The organism is Paenibacillus sp. O199 (assembly GCF_001636635.1).
Taxonomy (GTDB): Bacteria; Bacillota; Bacilli; order Paenibacillales; family Paenibacillaceae; genus Paenibacillus; species Paenibacillus marchantiae.
Genome location: NZ_LGRP01000001.1, coordinates 440767 through 456932, shown reverse-complemented (window position 1 = coordinate 456932; position 16166 = coordinate 440767). Strand labels below are relative to the sequence as shown.

The 16166-nt window shown below is 36.1% G+C and carries 18 protein-coding genes and 1 pseudogene; all 19 read right to left on the bottom strand.

Going from position 1 to position 16166, the window contains the following annotated elements; translation table 11 throughout:
• Positions 1-1238 precede the first annotated feature (1238 nt).
• A pseudogene (locus tag A6049_RS34325) lies at positions 1239-1877 on the bottom strand (phage tail tape measure protein); the annotation flags it as partial.
• Positions 1878-2026: 149 nt separating this feature from the next.
• Positions 2027-3013 (bottom strand): PDDEXK family nuclease, encoded by a 987-nt coding sequence (locus A6049_RS02405; RefSeq protein WP_063563057.1) that lies wholly within the window; start codon positions 3011-3013, stop codon positions 2027-2029.
• A gap of 110 nt (positions 3014-3123) precedes the next feature.
• The gene (locus tag A6049_RS02400) at positions 3124-4572 is read right to left on the bottom strand and encodes a phage tail tape measure protein (protein ID WP_063563056.1); all 1449 of its coding nucleotides are present in this window, start codon (positions 4570-4572) and stop codon (positions 3124-3126) included.
• Positions 4573-4652: 80 nt separating this feature from the next.
• Complete coding sequence (locus A6049_RS02395; RefSeq protein ID WP_063563055.1) at positions 4653-5066, bottom strand: hypothetical protein; 414 nt, start codon at positions 5064-5066, stop codon at positions 4653-4655.
• Between the two features lie 217 nt (positions 5067-5283).
• The gene (locus A6049_RS02390; protein ID WP_063563054.1) at positions 5284-5595 is read right to left on the bottom strand and encodes a hypothetical protein; all 312 of its coding nucleotides are present in this window, start codon (positions 5593-5595) and stop codon (positions 5284-5286) included.
• Positions 5596-5608: 13 nt separating this feature from the next.
• A complete protein-coding gene (locus A6049_RS02385; RefSeq protein WP_063563053.1) occupies positions 5609-6610 on the bottom strand; it encodes a tyrosine-type recombinase/integrase in 1002 nt (333 codons plus the stop codon).
• Between the two features lie 69 nt (positions 6611-6679).
• Positions 6680-7105: a hypothetical protein gene (locus A6049_RS02380; RefSeq protein ID WP_063563052.1), complete on the bottom strand. Its 426-nt coding sequence runs from the start codon at positions 7103-7105 to the stop codon at positions 6680-6682.
• A complete protein-coding gene (locus tag A6049_RS02375) occupies positions 7095-7577 on the bottom strand; it encodes a hypothetical protein (protein WP_063563051.1) in 483 nt (160 codons plus the stop codon). Before A6049_RS02375 ends, A6049_RS02380 begins: the two co-directional genes overlap by 11 nt.
• A 12-nt stretch (positions 7578-7589) precedes the next feature.
• Complete coding sequence (locus A6049_RS02370) at positions 7590-8561, bottom strand: glycosyltransferase family protein (protein WP_063563050.1); 972 nt, start codon at positions 8559-8561, stop codon at positions 7590-7592.
• Positions 8551-9564, bottom strand: a complete 1014-nt coding sequence (locus A6049_RS02365; protein ID WP_063563049.1) for a glycosyltransferase family protein — start codon at positions 9562-9564, stop codon at positions 8551-8553. Before A6049_RS02365 ends, A6049_RS02370 begins: the two co-directional genes overlap by 11 nt.
• Positions 9565-9568: 4 nt before the next feature.
• The gene (locus A6049_RS02360) at positions 9569-10315 is read right to left on the bottom strand and encodes a glycosyltransferase family 2 protein (RefSeq protein ID WP_063563048.1); all 747 of its coding nucleotides are present in this window, start codon (positions 10313-10315) and stop codon (positions 9569-9571) included.
• Positions 10312-11088 (bottom strand): HNH endonuclease, encoded by a 777-nt coding sequence (locus tag A6049_RS32900; protein ID WP_145921888.1) that lies wholly within the window; start codon positions 11086-11088, stop codon positions 10312-10314. Before A6049_RS32900 ends, A6049_RS02360 begins: the two co-directional genes overlap by 4 nt.
• A 196-nt stretch (positions 11089-11284) precedes the next feature.
• A complete protein-coding gene (locus A6049_RS02345) occupies positions 11285-12037 on the bottom strand; it encodes a hypothetical protein (RefSeq protein ID WP_063563045.1) in 753 nt (250 codons plus the stop codon).
• A 51-nt stretch (positions 12038-12088) separates the two neighbouring features.
• Complete coding sequence (locus A6049_RS02340; protein ID WP_095205924.1) at positions 12089-12805, bottom strand: hypothetical protein; 717 nt, start codon at positions 12803-12805, stop codon at positions 12089-12091.
• Positions 12806-12814: 9 nt separating this feature from the next.
• Positions 12815-13285 carry a hypothetical protein gene (locus A6049_RS02335; RefSeq protein ID WP_063563044.1) on the bottom strand — a complete coding sequence of 157 codons (471 nt, stop codon included), beginning with the start codon at positions 13283-13285 and terminating at the stop codon, positions 12815-12817.
• Between the two features lie 19 nt (positions 13286-13304).
• Positions 13305-13814: a hypothetical protein gene (locus tag A6049_RS02330; protein WP_063563043.1), complete on the bottom strand. Its 510-nt coding sequence runs from the start codon at positions 13812-13814 to the stop codon at positions 13305-13307.
• Positions 13815-13825: 11 nt separating this feature from the next.
• Positions 13826-15022, bottom strand: coding sequence for a hypothetical protein (locus tag A6049_RS02325; protein WP_063563042.1), 1197 nt, complete (start codon positions 15020-15022; stop codon positions 13826-13828).
• Between the two features lie 23 nt (positions 15023-15045).
• Positions 15046-15471 carry a hypothetical protein gene (locus tag A6049_RS02320; protein WP_063563041.1) on the bottom strand — a complete coding sequence of 142 codons (426 nt, stop codon included), beginning with the start codon at positions 15469-15471 and terminating at the stop codon, positions 15046-15048.
• 15 nt (positions 15472-15486) lie between these two features.
• Positions 15487-16155 (bottom strand): hypothetical protein, encoded by a 669-nt coding sequence (locus A6049_RS02315; protein WP_063563040.1) that lies wholly within the window; start codon positions 16153-16155, stop codon positions 15487-15489.
• Positions 16156-16166: the final 11 nt, after the last annotated feature.

The window sequence follows — 16166 nt, the reverse complement described above, 5'->3', positions numbered from 1 at the left end:
GACATTTCACTAACTTTTTGTCCTGTTTGATCAGCGGAATTTCCCAAACCATCTACAGCGTCTTCAGTATTCTCAACGCCTTCGACTACAGGAGCATAATCGACTTGTGAAATAGCAGCGCCCATATTTCTATAGGATTCAGCAGTTAAGTTAGCAACACCCGGCAGAGACTCTAATAGTTTCATCCCTTGAGCAGCGTTTTTTATATTTCCGCTTTGAACGGATTCAAAAACTTTGCTTAGATTGTTCTTGATCTGATCAGCAGGTATTTTACTATCAGCAGCAGCGGTAGCATATATGTCAAGAAACTTGCGAGTCATTCCATTAATTTTGACATTATTTCTTTCCTGCTCATCAATGTATTCTTGACCAGCATTCTTCAATATTAATGCCTTTTTATTTGTGTTTTCCTGCAACTTAGTGTTTGCTTCGTCATATGCTTTCGTTTCAGCTTCAAGAGCTTCTGCCGCTCTTTGTGCAAATCTACTATTAACATCATAGTAAGAGTCATTTGGATCTGTATTTGCTAAAACTTTTTGTCGAAGTGCATATTCTTCTTCTGCTTTTTTCTTTCGTTCAGCAAGTTTACTGACTTCATCTTTATACTTTGAAATATTGCCTTCAATTTCTTTTGCATTGGCAGCATAAGCGACTTCAGCTCTTTTATTTTCAATTGCGATTTCATCTTCCATTAAAGAGAGCTTCGCTTTAATGGCTTCACTATTTTCATTAATAGCTTTAGTTTGACCATCTATTCCCTGAACAGTGATTCCATACTTAGAAGACAATTCGCTTTCAATTTGAGCTAGTTTTGTTTTCTCGTCGAAATTGAGAGATGTCTTTTTGGAAAGGGTATCATACTCTTCTTGTAGTTGCTTGAGATTAGCTAAATCATACTTCTTCTCATTGAGTGCTTCAGTTTTGTCTGTGAAGTCTTCAGTAACTTGCGTTGCCGAGGAAAATAAACCAATTATGCCTTCCAAAGCCCACCCAATTGCTGCAAAAGCAGCTCCTACGCCTGTAGCAACGAGCAAACCACGCAAAGCCACCTTGGCAATATTTGCTGCTCCAGCCATGCCCATTAAGGAAATTTTAGATGCAATTGTAGATAGAGATAGTCCACGCAGTCCTGCTGATGCACTGCTTGTTTGAATTGTAATACCAAATAACGAAGCTATTGTCTTGGTCATTTCTACAATTAACATTTTGAAACCCATATGAAGTCCAAGTAGAGCAACACTTGCCAGTCCGAAGATAACTGGGAGTGCACCAACTGCATCGACCACACCAGCAACACCATTTAGCATTGAGGCGAGGAGGGAGGTAAGCGTGATGATTGTATCTGAGATAATTGCTTCACCAAAGGCAAGAGACATAGTTTCCCATGCAGTTTTCATCTTTTGAATTCGTGCCTCAAGTGATTGCATATATTTTTCATTTTCTCGTGTAGCTGAACCTTGAGAATTGAGTGCTGTCTCTGTAGCGGAAAGGGAAATATTGTAATTTTGCATCAACGCCAAAAATCTGGTGAGCTGGTATCGACCAGCTAGATTGACTGCTGTATTCTGTTGTGTTTCTTTGGACAAACCATTCCATTTGCTTGCTAGTTCATCCATGATGTCAGACACATCTCGTGTTTCGCCATTAAAGTTTCGCATGGACACGCCAGCAGCTTTGAGAATATCTTCAGATTTATCCATAGTTGTGATACGGGAATAAATTGATTTTAAACTATTGCCGATCACTGATCCACTTTCTCTAGTGGCTGTAGCAATTGCGGTCGTGTGTCCTAAAAGCTCTTCCATAGAAACACCGAAGGTATTGGCACTGGCTCCAGCTCTAGTCATAGATGTTGCTAGGTTCTGCGTCGTCACTGCGAAGTTGTTATCACTTAACTGTTACTTTCAGATATCATTAATATCCTACTGACTATACTTTAAAAGCATAGCGGAGGCAGTTCTTCTTTAAAGTGTCTTTACACTTGACTACCTCTCTGCATATTATTTAATTACGGGTACTATGCAGATCAGACTATATCTTGTTCCTTTGTGAAAGGACTTTGGCGTGTAGTCGTTGCGGATTCCTGTTTATTTACTATTTTATTGATTATTTCCCCCATGAAGTAATCAATATTATTTAAAGCGTCTCTTTCCCATATTATATAAACGTTATACCCAAGATGTTTTAAATGGGCATTTCTCTTTTTGTCTCTTCTAATGTTTTTCTTTTGAATTTCATTTTTCTCACTATCGTAAGGGTATCTGAGTGGATTACAATGCCAATAGTCACCATAAACTTCAATGATATCGTTGGTGTCCTTAATCAAAAAATCAGCAAAATACATGTTGTTAATACAGAATTCCTGCTCATGTTCAATTTTATTGCGTTCTAAATATTCTCTTACAGCTTTTTCAGGTTTTGTTTCTTTTCTTGATTTATTTAGGGCATCATTAAAATAATATTTGCTAAAATTGTTTTTCTTGTGAGTATGATAACAAGAGGTTGTGCAAAAGGAATTGTTTCGATGAATTAAATCATATGCAATAACCTTTATCTCCTTTTGACAGTTGGCGCAATTTCTTGTGGTGGATTGATAATTATATAATCTATCAGAATGATAGTTTTCTGATCTGTGGAGTTTATAACATTCTCTCGAACAGAGAAAATATTCTTGCTTCTTATATTTCGATTCATGAACGAACACTTCTTTTTTACACGAAGCACACTGTACCTTTATCTTTTCTTTACTGGGATTAGGGTTATGTAATTTTAAATATTTATTTCTACAATTGCGATCACATAATGTCACGTCTTTAACGTCTATTCGTTTTCTTTCAAATTCTTTATGACAATTATCACATTTACACTTAACCTTGACTCTCGATGCAGTTGGCAAGTCGCTTTGTGGTATATTTATTTCCTCGCCAGCCTGACATTTATAACCAAGATTATTATAGTATTTTATATTATAATTTGTAATCAAAATTTTGATTTTTAATTCATTTAGTAGCAACTCGCACCTCCATTTTTGGGGGAGAGATGTGAGTAAATAAACAGGTCTTTCCTCAGGATTACCGACCTCTCGGCTTCCCCTGATATAGCCAAATTTTTCTACATGTATTACTACATGAGGAGACTGATGTTAATCTCATTTAACTTATTCGCAATTTCAATACTTTTTCCAGCTTCAACATTAAAAATTGTCATAGCTGCTGTTAACGTATCTACTGACTCTTGAGGTGTTAATTCTGAAATGTTCTGTAACAATGTTGTGGTCTTTGCCAGATTCATCGTGTCATCTTCATCGAATCCCATACGAGCAAAACCAATAGCATTCTCGTTGACTTCTGTGATACTTCGACCAAGTTCATTAGCCAATTGAATACTACGACTCAACATACCTTCAAAGTCCGTTGATTCATCCATTACACGTTTTAATTGAGTCATCTGACTATCTACTTGAATGATGACATCGGTCATATCTTTCAATGCTCTGATGGTCAAGTAAATGGATGATGTTGCACCTGTCCACAGTGCTACTTTGGATGCAGCACTCGCAAAGCGCTCTCCAAGTGTTTTAGCTTCATTTCCTGCTAATTTTGCTTGAGAAGTTATTTGTGTTAGTTTGGTCTGCAACTCGGTCAATGCATTCTTATAATTGCTAACCTTTGATATATTCCCTAACTGAGCATTTAGCGCGGTTAACTCTGCTACCGCCGAAGCGTTACCTTTAAATTTAGATTGAGCTGCTGCAATTTTTCCTTCCATATCTGCAACAGCTTTTTTCCTATTTAAATTCTCAGTCATTGCCGCTGCATGTGCTCTATCTAATGCATCACGATCACGAGCAATTTTTTGCTCCTCAGCAAATCGAGTACGCAACTGACCAAGAAACTGTTGATTACGTTGTTCTTCTTCTTTTAGATTCTTGTCAGCCAACGCCTTACGCGTAGCATATTCTTGTTGAGCTGCTTGTTCGCGCTGCTTATTTATCGCTTGCTCTTTTTGTAAAGCATCTTGTTGTTGTTTGAGATAATCTGTTATCTGACTATAATTCTTAACATTTCCTGCATTATCTACATTGACGCTTACTTGTTGCCCAGCCTGATTTTTATATGTATTTGTCGTACTATTGATTTCGCCAAGCTTATTCTTGTTAGCTCTGGTTCTTGCTAGGGTGTATCCATCTAATTCTTTCTCAAGTTGTTGAAGAGTTTTCTTTTGCTCACTATAAGCTTTAGTTTCTTCATTTATCTTCTTGGTGGTCTGCGTGATGATTGAGCCGTTGGCTAATTGTTTCTGTGTTACTTTTTCAATTGAGCCATCCAGCATTTTAGTCGTTTTAACTGACTCATTGACTACCTTTTGTTGTTGTTCTAATGCTGTATTTAAAACTTTTGTAGCTGCTACAAAGTCATTCATTGATTTAACAAATGACTGGTCGATGTTCACCTTCAAATTCAGAGATTGAAGGGAGGGATGTTTAGCTAAAGCTTTAATTTCATCGTTGATATTTTTAACGCTAGAACCCATGCTGAGGCCAGCTTCAATCAAAATCTTCAGATCAGTCACTACTTAAATCACTTCCTTTTTGCTTCTAATGTCTAAAGAGAAATAAAAAAGAAGCGATTCAAATGATCGCTTCCTAATGTTTACTCGTAATTAATTTGTTCAACCAGCTCACAAATTCCATCAAATATATCTGCCTCATCCCCTTTAAATGTGGAAGGAGAGTGATTTAGAACGCTATCTTTAATCGATAAAAGCATTTCTTTATTCACTTCACTTTGTTCTATAATGAAGAATTCGTTAGTCAACTCTAATACATCTTGATTTCTTGCTTCAATATCTTTAAATTGGTAAGTATTATTTTCAATAATTGGTTGACTGTTTTCATCGTATCTATAATATTCTTTGTCGATTGCTAAAACTTCAGTAGTTATAACCTGCAATTGTTGAAGAAGCAGATTCTTAAATCGTGTTCGCATTCGAGAAGCCTTTCGTTCTAACTCCAGTGAGTGGAGGAAGACAATAAACTTCTCAAGTTGATAGTTATGTATTTTCATTTTTTACTCCCTATGTATTCAAATGAAATGGTAATTTTACATGAATCTTTCGTGCTTAAATTCAATGACCTTATCTTTAATCTCGGACGACATCAGATGCTCGTACAAACCCTTAGCAATACCATTGGTATTAATATGAACTTCATTAACACCTCTCATTAATGCAATAGTTAGTATATAGAGAGACATCTCCTTAATATTCATATTCTGTGCAGCATCAAATTTTTTTTGTTTGAGATGTCCTTTTATTTAAATCTTTAACGATAATTACTGATTTATCTCTTCCATAGTCAACTTCCATGATTACAGTAGGTTTTTGAATTGGGACAGATATACATTTTGAGTGATTGATACTGGAAGAGATTAAGGGGAGTAGATGAGTAGATGTGGTAATACTCGGCGATGGGAAAGGAGAATATTTCTTCATGTCGAGTACTATCTGATTAATGTGTTTCTCCATTTTTAAATTAAAGTCCAAAATTTCTTCTGGTGTACCTTCAACTTCAATTCCATGAATTTTAGCCTTCACAAACTTCTCTCCTTTAAAATATCTTACTTTTTTCATCTTCAAAGTCACGTAAATCATAGATTGAAGTTGTAGAAATATCATTATGATGTGCAACAAACTTGGAAACCAAATTAATATCTACTCCTGACTCCAGCAGATATGTGATGCAAGAGTTTTTGAATATATGTACATTGACTCGTCTTTCTAGAATGTCGGACAGCGTATTGGAACAGAAATCATCAGACCATGCTGCTGACATTGGTTTTATTTCATTACCATATCTGGTCGTGAAGATGTAGTCACTTTCATAACCGCGCTCATCGATCCATTTTTTAATGTGAGGAATTACATCGAGAGGAATCATATATTGCAGATTCTTACCATCGAGCGACCTCCCCTTTCCCCGAACTGTATGAGAAGTGACATAGTTTTGACCTTCAGGAACCTCATAATCTAGGATTTCAGATTTGAATTGAATGATTTCAGATCTTCGCGCACCAACTCTAAAAGCTGTAGCTAACCAAGCCATACCTAGCCAATTCTCATCTTCTTTAAGAACATCCATCATCATGTCATATTCATCTTTAGTTACTTTTACTTTTTCATAGACGCGGTTCCTTGCAATTGCAGGTAGACCACGAGTAAAGTTTCTAAACTGTTTGTAGTTTTCTTCTTCGTCAGCGATGATATTTTCAATGTGGTTACACAGACTAGAAATTACTGATTTACGGAGACTAATAGCGGATGAAGACATTTTTCGATTATCCCGAATATGGCTTAGATATCTCAAGAAATCTCGCTTAGTAATTTTATAAAATGGTTTATTGCTCATGGAGTTCACCATATACCATCCAAACTGTCGGATGACACTTGTATATTGCTTTCGTGAAGCAGGGGAGAGGTCTTGTACTGATACGAATTCTTCAGCAATTAATCTGTAATCCTCATTGACTTGTAGCCACATTTCCTCGGTTACTTCTGCTTGCTTCTTAGCTGGTTCACGCAATGTGTTTTGCTTTACTTCTTTTTTACTCAATTAACATCATCCTTATGTATATTGATCGTAACTTTCCAATGCCATAAATAACACGCTCCCTGTGTTTTGTTATTTCAAATTAATTCCTTGAGACTTTAAGCCTTTATACATAGCTGCCTTGTGAGCACCAGTATATCTTAACTCTTCTCGTGTTGCTTCAGTAAATGAACGGGGTACACCAGCATACTCGAATCCATATTGGTAATTCTGGCCTGACTCAACGATTTCAGCAACATTCCTATCTCCATCTGAACGAATATTCTCAACTACTAAAGTTGTTTCATTGATCAATTCAGATTTCATGCTTTCCTCACTACCTAATAGTCCAGTCCGTGAATACATAGTTGGTTCATACACGTCATAAACTTCTTCTTTTACTTTTTCTTTTTGAATTTGCTTTACGGTCTTAGCCACGTCATTACTTAACGCCATAGAAATTGGCTGATTCAGCTTTTGTAGAAACTTAATCAGATCTTGTTGAGTCTTAACTTGCATCTGAAATTTCCTGAGCTTGTGCTACTGAAGCAACAGCCATTTCAGCAATTACTTTAGCTGCTTGTTGTTGAGCTGTTTTAAACCGTTGTTCCAACTTATCTAACTCTTCTTTAGGAAAAGAGTTGATTACTTCTGTAGTAATGTCATTATCCAAAAGCACACGAGAATATTTGACTAGACTCTCCAAGTCCAACTTTTTAGGAAAGGGGAGGTCGGTAAATTTTTTCATTACCAGAGTATTGAACAAACTCAGAGTACTTTTAATCAAAATATCATCAATCTCAGTACGAGACCTCAACTCATCTACAATGGCAATATATTCTGTTACTACATCCTCCATTAGTGATTCACGAAAATATGTATGTACATTTACTTCGTGATTATCGGGAGTTACATAGATTGTTTTTCGCTGGTTATTTTTACTGTCAATAGCATTAAGTTTGGCTAGAGTTAATTTATTTGATTTTGGCATTTATTCATCTCCCTATGGTTTATGACCATGATAAGCTTTAATTACTTGTTCCGATCTCAGATCATAGTTGTGATATTTGTATACAAACTGTTGAGCTTTTTCGGCTTTCTGATTCCTTTGTCTGTCAGTCATATTCAACACTTCATCAATCATCAATAACATCTCATCGGTGTTTCTAGGTAGGTAAACATGATCATGGAATAGATATTGCTGCGCAGGGGTGAAGGGGGAGACTAGAATACCACCACCAATTCCCAAACTTTCCGCAGGTCTCATTGATGTTTGTGTAATTGACTTATCATCTAAATTTTGTCCGAGAATTATCTTGCTAGAGGAGTATAAGTAAGGAAGATCTTCGTATGCACCATACCCCTTATAGGCTGAAGGATGGTTCAGCAAATTTACTTCACGGTTCGAATCCATCCACCACTCATTGCCAAAGATACTCACATCGTAGCCGCGTTCTACAACTGGCATAATAAAGTTGCGAGTTTGCTCAAATCTACGTTCGTAGTTATTAGCAATAAGCACAATATCTCTTTGTATACCTGAATCGACTCGTTTGTGAAAATCAGGATTACATCCAAATAGCATTAATTCAGCTTGCTTGCCTTTCCTCCAGTAGTTAGGGAGACATTCAGCAGTTGTAGTAAATATATAGTCAGCATAATCAGACCAATAATCACCTATCCAATGATCGAACGGAGTATCCTCTATGCACCACAATGCATGGAATATTCCCTTTTCTCTTGTATGTTCAAATATACCTTCAGCAAAGTTAGCAAAACATTCAGAAAACACAATGTCTACATGATTGTTTTCTATGTAATCTTTGAATAATTCAACTTGAGTTTCCTTGTCTTTATCCCACAGTTGATATTTGCCATCCATAATATGTACTTCATGCCCAAGATTTTTAAATCCTGCTGAAATTCCATATTTTATAAGTGAAGAGTTATTTGTAAATAAAACTTTAAGACCCAATCACAACACCACTTTTCAGTGTATATTCCTCAATAGCCTTTTCAATTTGCTGATATCGAACTTCCCAAGTGTTCTTTTTTGCTACTTCTTTTGTTATCTCTGCTACCTGTTCCCTATTGTTAATTGAAAACTGAATTGCTTTGTCTACTTGAGATAAAAATTCCTCATCGTCTTCTGCCGTTAATACTACATCGGGATAAATTTCAGTTTCTTCCCATTTTGTAGCCACGGACAGCGTACCAGATGCCATAGCTTCAAATAACTTGAGAGGGCATGATGATTGAGTGATGCCGTCCTTTAGATTAAAAGGGATCAAAGAAACGTTAGCATGTTGATAATATGCATGTAGTTCATCATGACTTTTAACGCCCAAATTAATAACATTCTCAGGACAGTGTTTCCCGAATTCTTGTCCTACTAAAAAAGTCTTGTATCTATCCGCTACTTTTTTTATTAAGTTCGTTGAAATCCATGAACCAACAGCTCCAGAAAACATCACAATAGGTTCATTAACATCTCTATATTCTTCAGGCACGTTTGAATTTCGCTCAATATACGAATCTGGACAGGCGTTTCTAATCAAATAGGTAGGTTTGGATTCCTGAGTCTTAGCATATAGTTTTTGACTTGTAGTAAATATCATATCTGCCTTATTCATTGCTTCTTGTTCATATGGAATCCAATCTGGAAACTCGTCAACGCGATTATAGATATTGATCTTTGCTTTGATGTTTTCTACATACTGAGCAGACTTAGCCCAAGTGTAGTAATAAACATCTACTTTAAGTTGTTTATGTTTAATCTTATTTAGTACTTCTTGAAAATTATGATATACAAAAACATGAGGATATACTTCTTCAACAGGTTTGTTTGATTGTTCGTTGTTGCAGAAGATAACATCGTAGCCATTATTGGCGAATTGCTCTGAAATTTGCTGTGGAGTTTGCTTTAAAAATCCCCAATTTAATGTTGGCGGATAAAGCATTACTTTACGTTTGGTCAAGTTTTTATCTCCCTATTTGATTTAATTGTTCTGGCGACATAATGTGTTGACTATAGGCAAACAAATCACAAAAAAGCTCAAAGCCATTGTCTTGAGCCATCTTACAGAAATATGCGTCTTCGCCCTGTGGATGAAATCCGTATTTTACGGACTTATAAACTGCTTTATCCAATAAAATGACTGCTCCAGTTAAATCCACTCGTTGCAATTTAGAGCAGAGTAGGGCAGGGGCGGTCTTAACATGGTAGTTTGTAATATGTCGATATTGTCCCTTATCGTCCAATTTCATGATATTTGGATACAAGTACGGCTTATCTTTATTGGTCAAATATCCATTGTAAATTAATCCCGATATGATCTTTTTCCCATGCTTGAGTAACTTAGTAATGACATCAGGTTTTACAAGGATATCTGTATCGATAAAAATCAATTTATCGGTTCGAACTTTGCTCATAATGTAATTCTTTAAGTTGCTCAAACTCTTATATATGTATTTATTTCTTACTGTAAACTCTCGTTCATCTTCGGGTGAATTATTGTTGATAACATCGATTCTGATATTATTATACAATCCTTTATTATCCTTCTTGAATCCATTTAACAGATCAAGTGTCCTATCAGAACTATCGTTAACTACAAAGTGTAGATTGATTAAAGATTTGGGATAATTGATCTCAAAAATCTTCAATAAATACTGTGGAAGTATCCATTCTCTATTTCGAATTGGTGCAGCAATCGTAATTGTTTTCATGTTTCTATCGCCTTATCATTTTGATTATGTATTTTATTGAGCCACTCTATAAACTGTTCATTAGTGTTGTCGCCATATCCATAAAAGTGATGAAAATCATCATGACAAATATTGCACAAAGTAACTCCGTTATGTACAGCTACTCTTTCATCTATAGCCCAATTCCATCCGTTCAGATGATGAGCATTTAAATTTCCACCTTTGTTATCACCACACGATTGACATGTGTATTGGTCTCTATCAAAAACGGACAGTCTCCAATGTTTATACTCAGAAAACTTTCTTTTAGCAATTCTCTCTTCATCAGTTAGTAGGGGATTCCATGCAGGATGATTTTCTTTTTTGTTATTCTCTCTGTAACAATTCATACAACGAACACCCTTTAAGAAGTTTGAAAGTTGTATAGAGCTCCGATTACTACATAGACAAATGTAGTCCAATTTTATTTTATTAGAACGATACTCAGAGGAAATTAACTCACACCCTTGAGAACTAAAAATATCTCTTATTTGCTCAATGGTGTACTTCTGGTTTCCAGAACATTTTCTGCAACGAACACCAGATCGAAACTCGTAAAAAGCTATCTTGCTCTCATTCCCACATGAACATATATATGATAATTTTTGTTTATTGTTTATATATGTATCAGAAAGTAGTTTACATTGATTTTGTTTGAACTCATTATAAACTTCGGAATATGTATATTTTGGCCTGTGTCCAGAGCATTCAGGACACACATATTTTTTTGATAAAGCATTGTAGCTTGTAAACAAATCATGACCTCTAATACATTGAACATGAAATTTTTCTTTATTTCCGATATAGATAAAATTTTCATCAATGACTTTAAAATTATTATCAGATAACTCTTTAATTACTTCTTCTGCTGTTTTCTTTCTGCCTATTTCTATTCACCTCAAATAAAAAGAGACGACAAATATTATGCCGTCTCAGTGTAGTATGTATTTTTTAGTCTTGGTCGTCGTAAACGATCATGTCAATCAATGTATCTACACCATCCACTTTGGCAGGGAAGAGGTCAAATACAAGAGTGAGTGTGCTTGGATCTCCTTCAGCACTATTGGAGATAGTGAAGTTAGGTTGGATTTTTGCTTTATAGCAAACCATTTGTGAGCCCACAGCAGATGTACTGGTTTCATCGATCCAAATTGTGTCACCAATCAGTTTCACATATTTAGGGAACCCTTTAGCGGTGAAGGATAGTTTGCTTGCCTGCGCAACTTCAGTTTGATAGTAAACCTCAACTTCATCACCCGGCTGTACTGTTGCACCAGCTCCAATAGTAATGGTCTTGTCCGTGACAGTGTGAGTCTGATTTTCTTTTACAGAAAGACCGTTCACAAACGGGAAGACTACTACATCACCAACTGGAACCTTTTTAAGTGCAACTGTGTTATCTGCTAGGACTGGTAGAATTTCTGTCTTATAGACATTTTGTTTGCCGCGTTTAATTTCTTCGCCAGCCAAGATTGCCAAATGCTCCAGTGAGAAGATTTGTGTTTCAACTGTCAGAGTGGCTGTTTTTTCACCATCCCACGCAATACGCCGAGTACCTGCACCCATTGCATAAACACGACTTGATGCCATTTCAAGAGATGAAGTATTGGCATAGTCCATTTTCATCAATGGAGTGCTGCTTACGAAATCGACAATCTGTAAATCTAGAATGTCGCGATTACCATAACGACCATCTGTAAACATTAATTTTTTCCTCCTAATATAAATAATCTCCGACCCTTAATAGAGTGGAGATTAAAGTTTTGTTCTTTTTATCCATTCTGGTAACTTGGTATTTTCGCCAAGATGACCGTTTGCCCAGACTGGATGAAGCCTGTTGAAACTTTCTTTGATGTTTAAGCGTTCGAATTGCTCATAAACCTGATAAATTGTGAGTGTACCGACATTGAAGATGTTTATTCCATTGTTACCTGCATTGCAGAGGATAGAGAGGATATCTTTAATTTCAAGCACGTCTTCTTTTTTTTGTGCTTTCTTTTTGAAGAAATTGATACGATCTTGAAAAGCCTGTGCTTTAGCAGTTTTCTTAGTACCTTTCTCTGACTCTAGATCCATTGCATTCAATTGCTTAATGACTAATGCGTAATCCTTAAAATTATCTTTATGTACAAAATCTACACCATCAATCTTAAAAGACTTAGATATACGATCAAAGACTACTTCAGACTTAGAAAAAAAAGACAATGAATCGGTCATATAATCTTGAAGATTGGGGTGGTCTGTAAGAATATCAAAGTCAGAAGTATCTTTAATTAAATCGTATTCATCATCAGAGACATTGAACAAATCAATTAATATCTTCTCCTTATCGAATAGAGAGAACTGCACTTTCAGCATATACTCTTCATATCCTACTTTTGATATCTCATCCATAGTGGGGGAATGAATGTTAACTGCACCATTAAACAAGATAGGTTGTGCTAAAAATGCTTGAAGGCGATCAATAATCACTTAATCACCTCAGTTAAAATCATAAGTTTTATAAACAACATAAGATCCATGATAGTCGGTATTTACACTTAAATGATCCATCGTGTGAAAATTTGCTTTCCCGACTCCAAGCCCATCAAAGTCATTAAACAGTTCATCCAATTTAATGGTTATGTAGTCTGTTCTTAATGTACCATAGTCTGTACGAAACAAGTCTTGATGCGTGAAGACATTGAATGTGATGAATCCAGATTTATAAGAATTTCCAACTTTTCTGTAGTTTCCAAAGGTCATTGTTATATAAGTCTTTTTCTCTTCTGAAGTTTTCGGTACAAACTTATAAGGAAATATGTGCTTATACATCATTGTGAGGGGATCAATATCTTTTTTATCTAAGAAGTCAGAATCATTGTGGGCTAAAGCTTTGAGTATTTCCTGAGATGACAGGAGTTTATCTATAACAGTCATTTTGTCTCTGGCCAAACTTTCAAACCTTGACACGTGAACACCTCCTCAGAGGTTAGGTAACCCGATAATCCCGTACAATTTGATAGCTCAAGAATCCACTCACGTCAACTGAACGAGTATCATCAAAAGTCGAAATAACGTTCTTTAGTTGATCTAATGTCTGTGGAACAGTACGATGCACTTCTTCCCCCAGACTGTTTCTGGCAATCGCTACGTACAGTCCACCGTTTGCTTCAAGATGTCCCAGTTCATAAGTGATGCTGATGCATTTGAGTGTTTCGATTGCTGATGCTTTACTATACTTAGTCTTATCAAAAGCCATCTTCAGCTTGTTGTCTGTACCAATTGAATAGGCGAATTCATATTGAGAATTGATCGCTACATCCAAGTCTACTTCGACGATTTCCACTGTAGGTGTAGCACTGATTACAATGTCACCGTCAATGCCAGATGAATGTTGACGCGAGTAGGGGAGAGCAGAGAACGTAATCCATGCGTTATTCAAACCCTCTGTGTAATTCTCTGGTTTCAGTTCACCAAAGCGAACAATACTTTGACCCATGTACACACTCCTTATATTAGTGATTTAATTTTTATTTCTTTTTGCCCAAACGATAATCCATTGGCATTCTTAACGTGCAAAATAACAGTACCCAGCTTACGGTTACTGTTTGCTTTGACTATACAGGTGTTTTTAATCGGATCTTGCGAGGTAATTGTAGCGAGGAGAGTGGGGGAACCATCTTCAGAAGTTAATGAAAACATACTTTCATCAGATAGTTGCAGTCCATTGTTCCAGAAGGTTGCGACATATTCAGACTGGCGGTTCGAGTAAATATCATTTGCTCCGTCTATAGTTGCAACATAATCGTAATGACTAGTGGGGGCGACATAAATTTCTAGAGTTTGAGTCAAACCATATGCAAAAACCTTAATCTCTGCATCACCGGATTGAAGGATTGTTAAGTTCCCGTCCAAGTCGACTTGAACAAGCTCAGGAGTTGTACTTTCATAAACAACTTCAGGTTGTGACACTGGGATATCATTTTTAGTCACTTTAACGTTTACCTTAGCACTCTGGTGTTGGCTAATTGAGAGGGGGTTGTCATTAATGATTTGCAGAGTGTATTTGGTCAACTTGCTATAATCTGCAATACCTAATTCTAGGTTGTCTGTGGTCACATTAATCTGATCGGATTGCAAACTCAAATTTACTAATCCATCATCTGACATATAATCTGTATCAATTACCTTAAATGCTTCATTGCCAATTATGAAACGTGTATCACGTTGTATAGCTTGAGTTTCATTATTTTTACTCACTACAATCTGTCTTCGTCCCGCAGGTAGATTCATAACCTTATCTTCTTCAGTTCCAAAATTTGAACGAGCATTAAAGTAGAGTATAGAGGGGAAGGTTTGGATAAATCCATCTTGATCAATCCACTTCAAATCAAAATTACACTTTTCAATTTTACCTTTTGAATATAGAGGGCTATCATCAACATGAAGGCATATCCATTGGGAGCCATTAACTTGAGTAACTTTATCTCCAGCTTTAATTTCTAAGCCCGGGTACATTATAATCGATTTGATTGTTGGAATTTTTCCGTTAGATAAAATATGTACTGGCGATTTATCCAATGAGTCATTGATAGCGACTTCTTCATAAGATAGAGAGTTGGTGAAATCATTACTATAGATACTGATATTTTGTTGCTTTTTTGTTTCTGAGACGGTTGCAGGAATATTCCTAATTCGAGCGTTCAAACCCTTGTAAGATATATTTTCACCTACTTCCACTCATATGATGAGTAAGAGTATTGAACAATAAGATTGTTTACACGTTCTTGGATATTGTCTCTTAAGTCCATTTTTGCTTTCAAGTTATTTGACTCAGCGTATCTTTTAAAGTCTGAATTATTTAATGCCAGTCGCATCTCTAAGACATTGTTAACTTCTTTATCCATCCATTCAACCTTCATCATTTCTGCAAGAATCTCTTCTTCGAGCTCAGAAAGGCTAATGTTAAAGCATTTACTGTCTTCGTTTCGATCTGACAAATTCTTTCTACAATGAGTAAACTTCGCTATAGATGATTTCAGAAAACTGAAGATATAATCTTCATATGTTTCAGTTGACTCTCTGAACATCTCATCTAGCATATAGTCTTGTATTTTAGTACTAAAACGCTCATAGATATTGACGAATGGAGTCATCTAGACACCTCCAGCTCAGTTTGATTTTTCGCTTGCCAATTCAACCAAGCTGTTACCAATGTAGTCGTCAATAGCTTTAATTTTATTGAAGTCTCCAAATCTATTATCTTGAGATTTAATCCCTTGGATGTATCTTTGAATGAAAGTCTCTTTTTGAACCTTTGTTAGCCCCTTAAATACAGACATCATTTCAGCAGTTGTCAGATCTACCAGTTTATCAAGACGTTCTCTATTCAAGATACTTTCATAGTCAGAATCAAGATAGAGAGCTTTAACGACATTCTTATTCAAAATAAAGTAAGCTCCATTGCGAGTTAACTCGGGATGGTTGTAGTAAATTGCCCGTAGTTCTTCGTAGGTTACGGATCGCGTAGCACCAAACTCTGGAAGGTAAAGTGGTTGTGGGGAATTGCCCTTTAAGTTTAATCCACCTTCGATCAGACTTACAATCTTAACTAATTGATTTGAGTTAATATTCAATTCTTCTTCAATGTCGTAATACTCGTCATTTACTTTTTCGACGGTCGTAGTGACTGATTGGGTCGCAACTTTATCTTCAAGCAATTGCTTAACCATAGCTCTTAGCTCTTCAATCTCAGTAGACATTTTTTCTTTCTCTAGAGAACTTTCATCTACAACATCTTTTGTAGGTTCAGCATTGGCCGTCTTTCTCGGTCCCGCCATAAATTAAAACA

Excerpts from the sequence above, each read along its gene's own strand:
- A6049_RS02395 (WP_063563055.1), bottom strand. The coding sequence starts at position 5,066 with ATGAAAATACATAACTATCAACTTGAGAAGTTTATTGTCTTCCTCCAC.
- A6049_RS02380 (WP_063563052.1), bottom strand. The coding sequence starts at position 7,105 with ATGCAAGTTAAGACTCAACAAGATCTGATTAAGTTTCTACAAAAGCTG.
- A6049_RS02375 (WP_063563051.1), bottom strand. The coding sequence starts at position 7,577 with ATGCCAAAATCAAATAAATTAACTCTAGCCAAACTTAATGCTATTGAC.
- A6049_RS02360 (WP_063563048.1), bottom strand. The coding sequence starts at position 10,315 with ATGAAAACAATTACGATTGCTGCACCAATTCGAAATAGAGAATGGATA.
- A6049_RS02345 (WP_063563045.1), bottom strand. The coding sequence starts at position 12,037 with ATGTTTACAGATGGTCGTTATGGTAATCGCGACATTCTAGATTTACAG.
- A6049_RS02330 (WP_063563043.1), bottom strand. The coding sequence starts at position 13,814 with ATGGGTCAAAGTATTGTTCGCTTTGGTGAACTGAAACCAGAGAATTAC.
- A6049_RS02320 (WP_063563041.1), bottom strand. The coding sequence starts at position 15,471 with ATGACTCCATTCGTCAATATCTATGAGCGTTTTAGTACTAAAATACAA.
- A6049_RS02315 (WP_063563040.1), bottom strand. The coding sequence starts at position 16,155 with ATGGCGGGACCGAGAAAGACGGCCAATGCTGAACCTACAAAAGATGTT.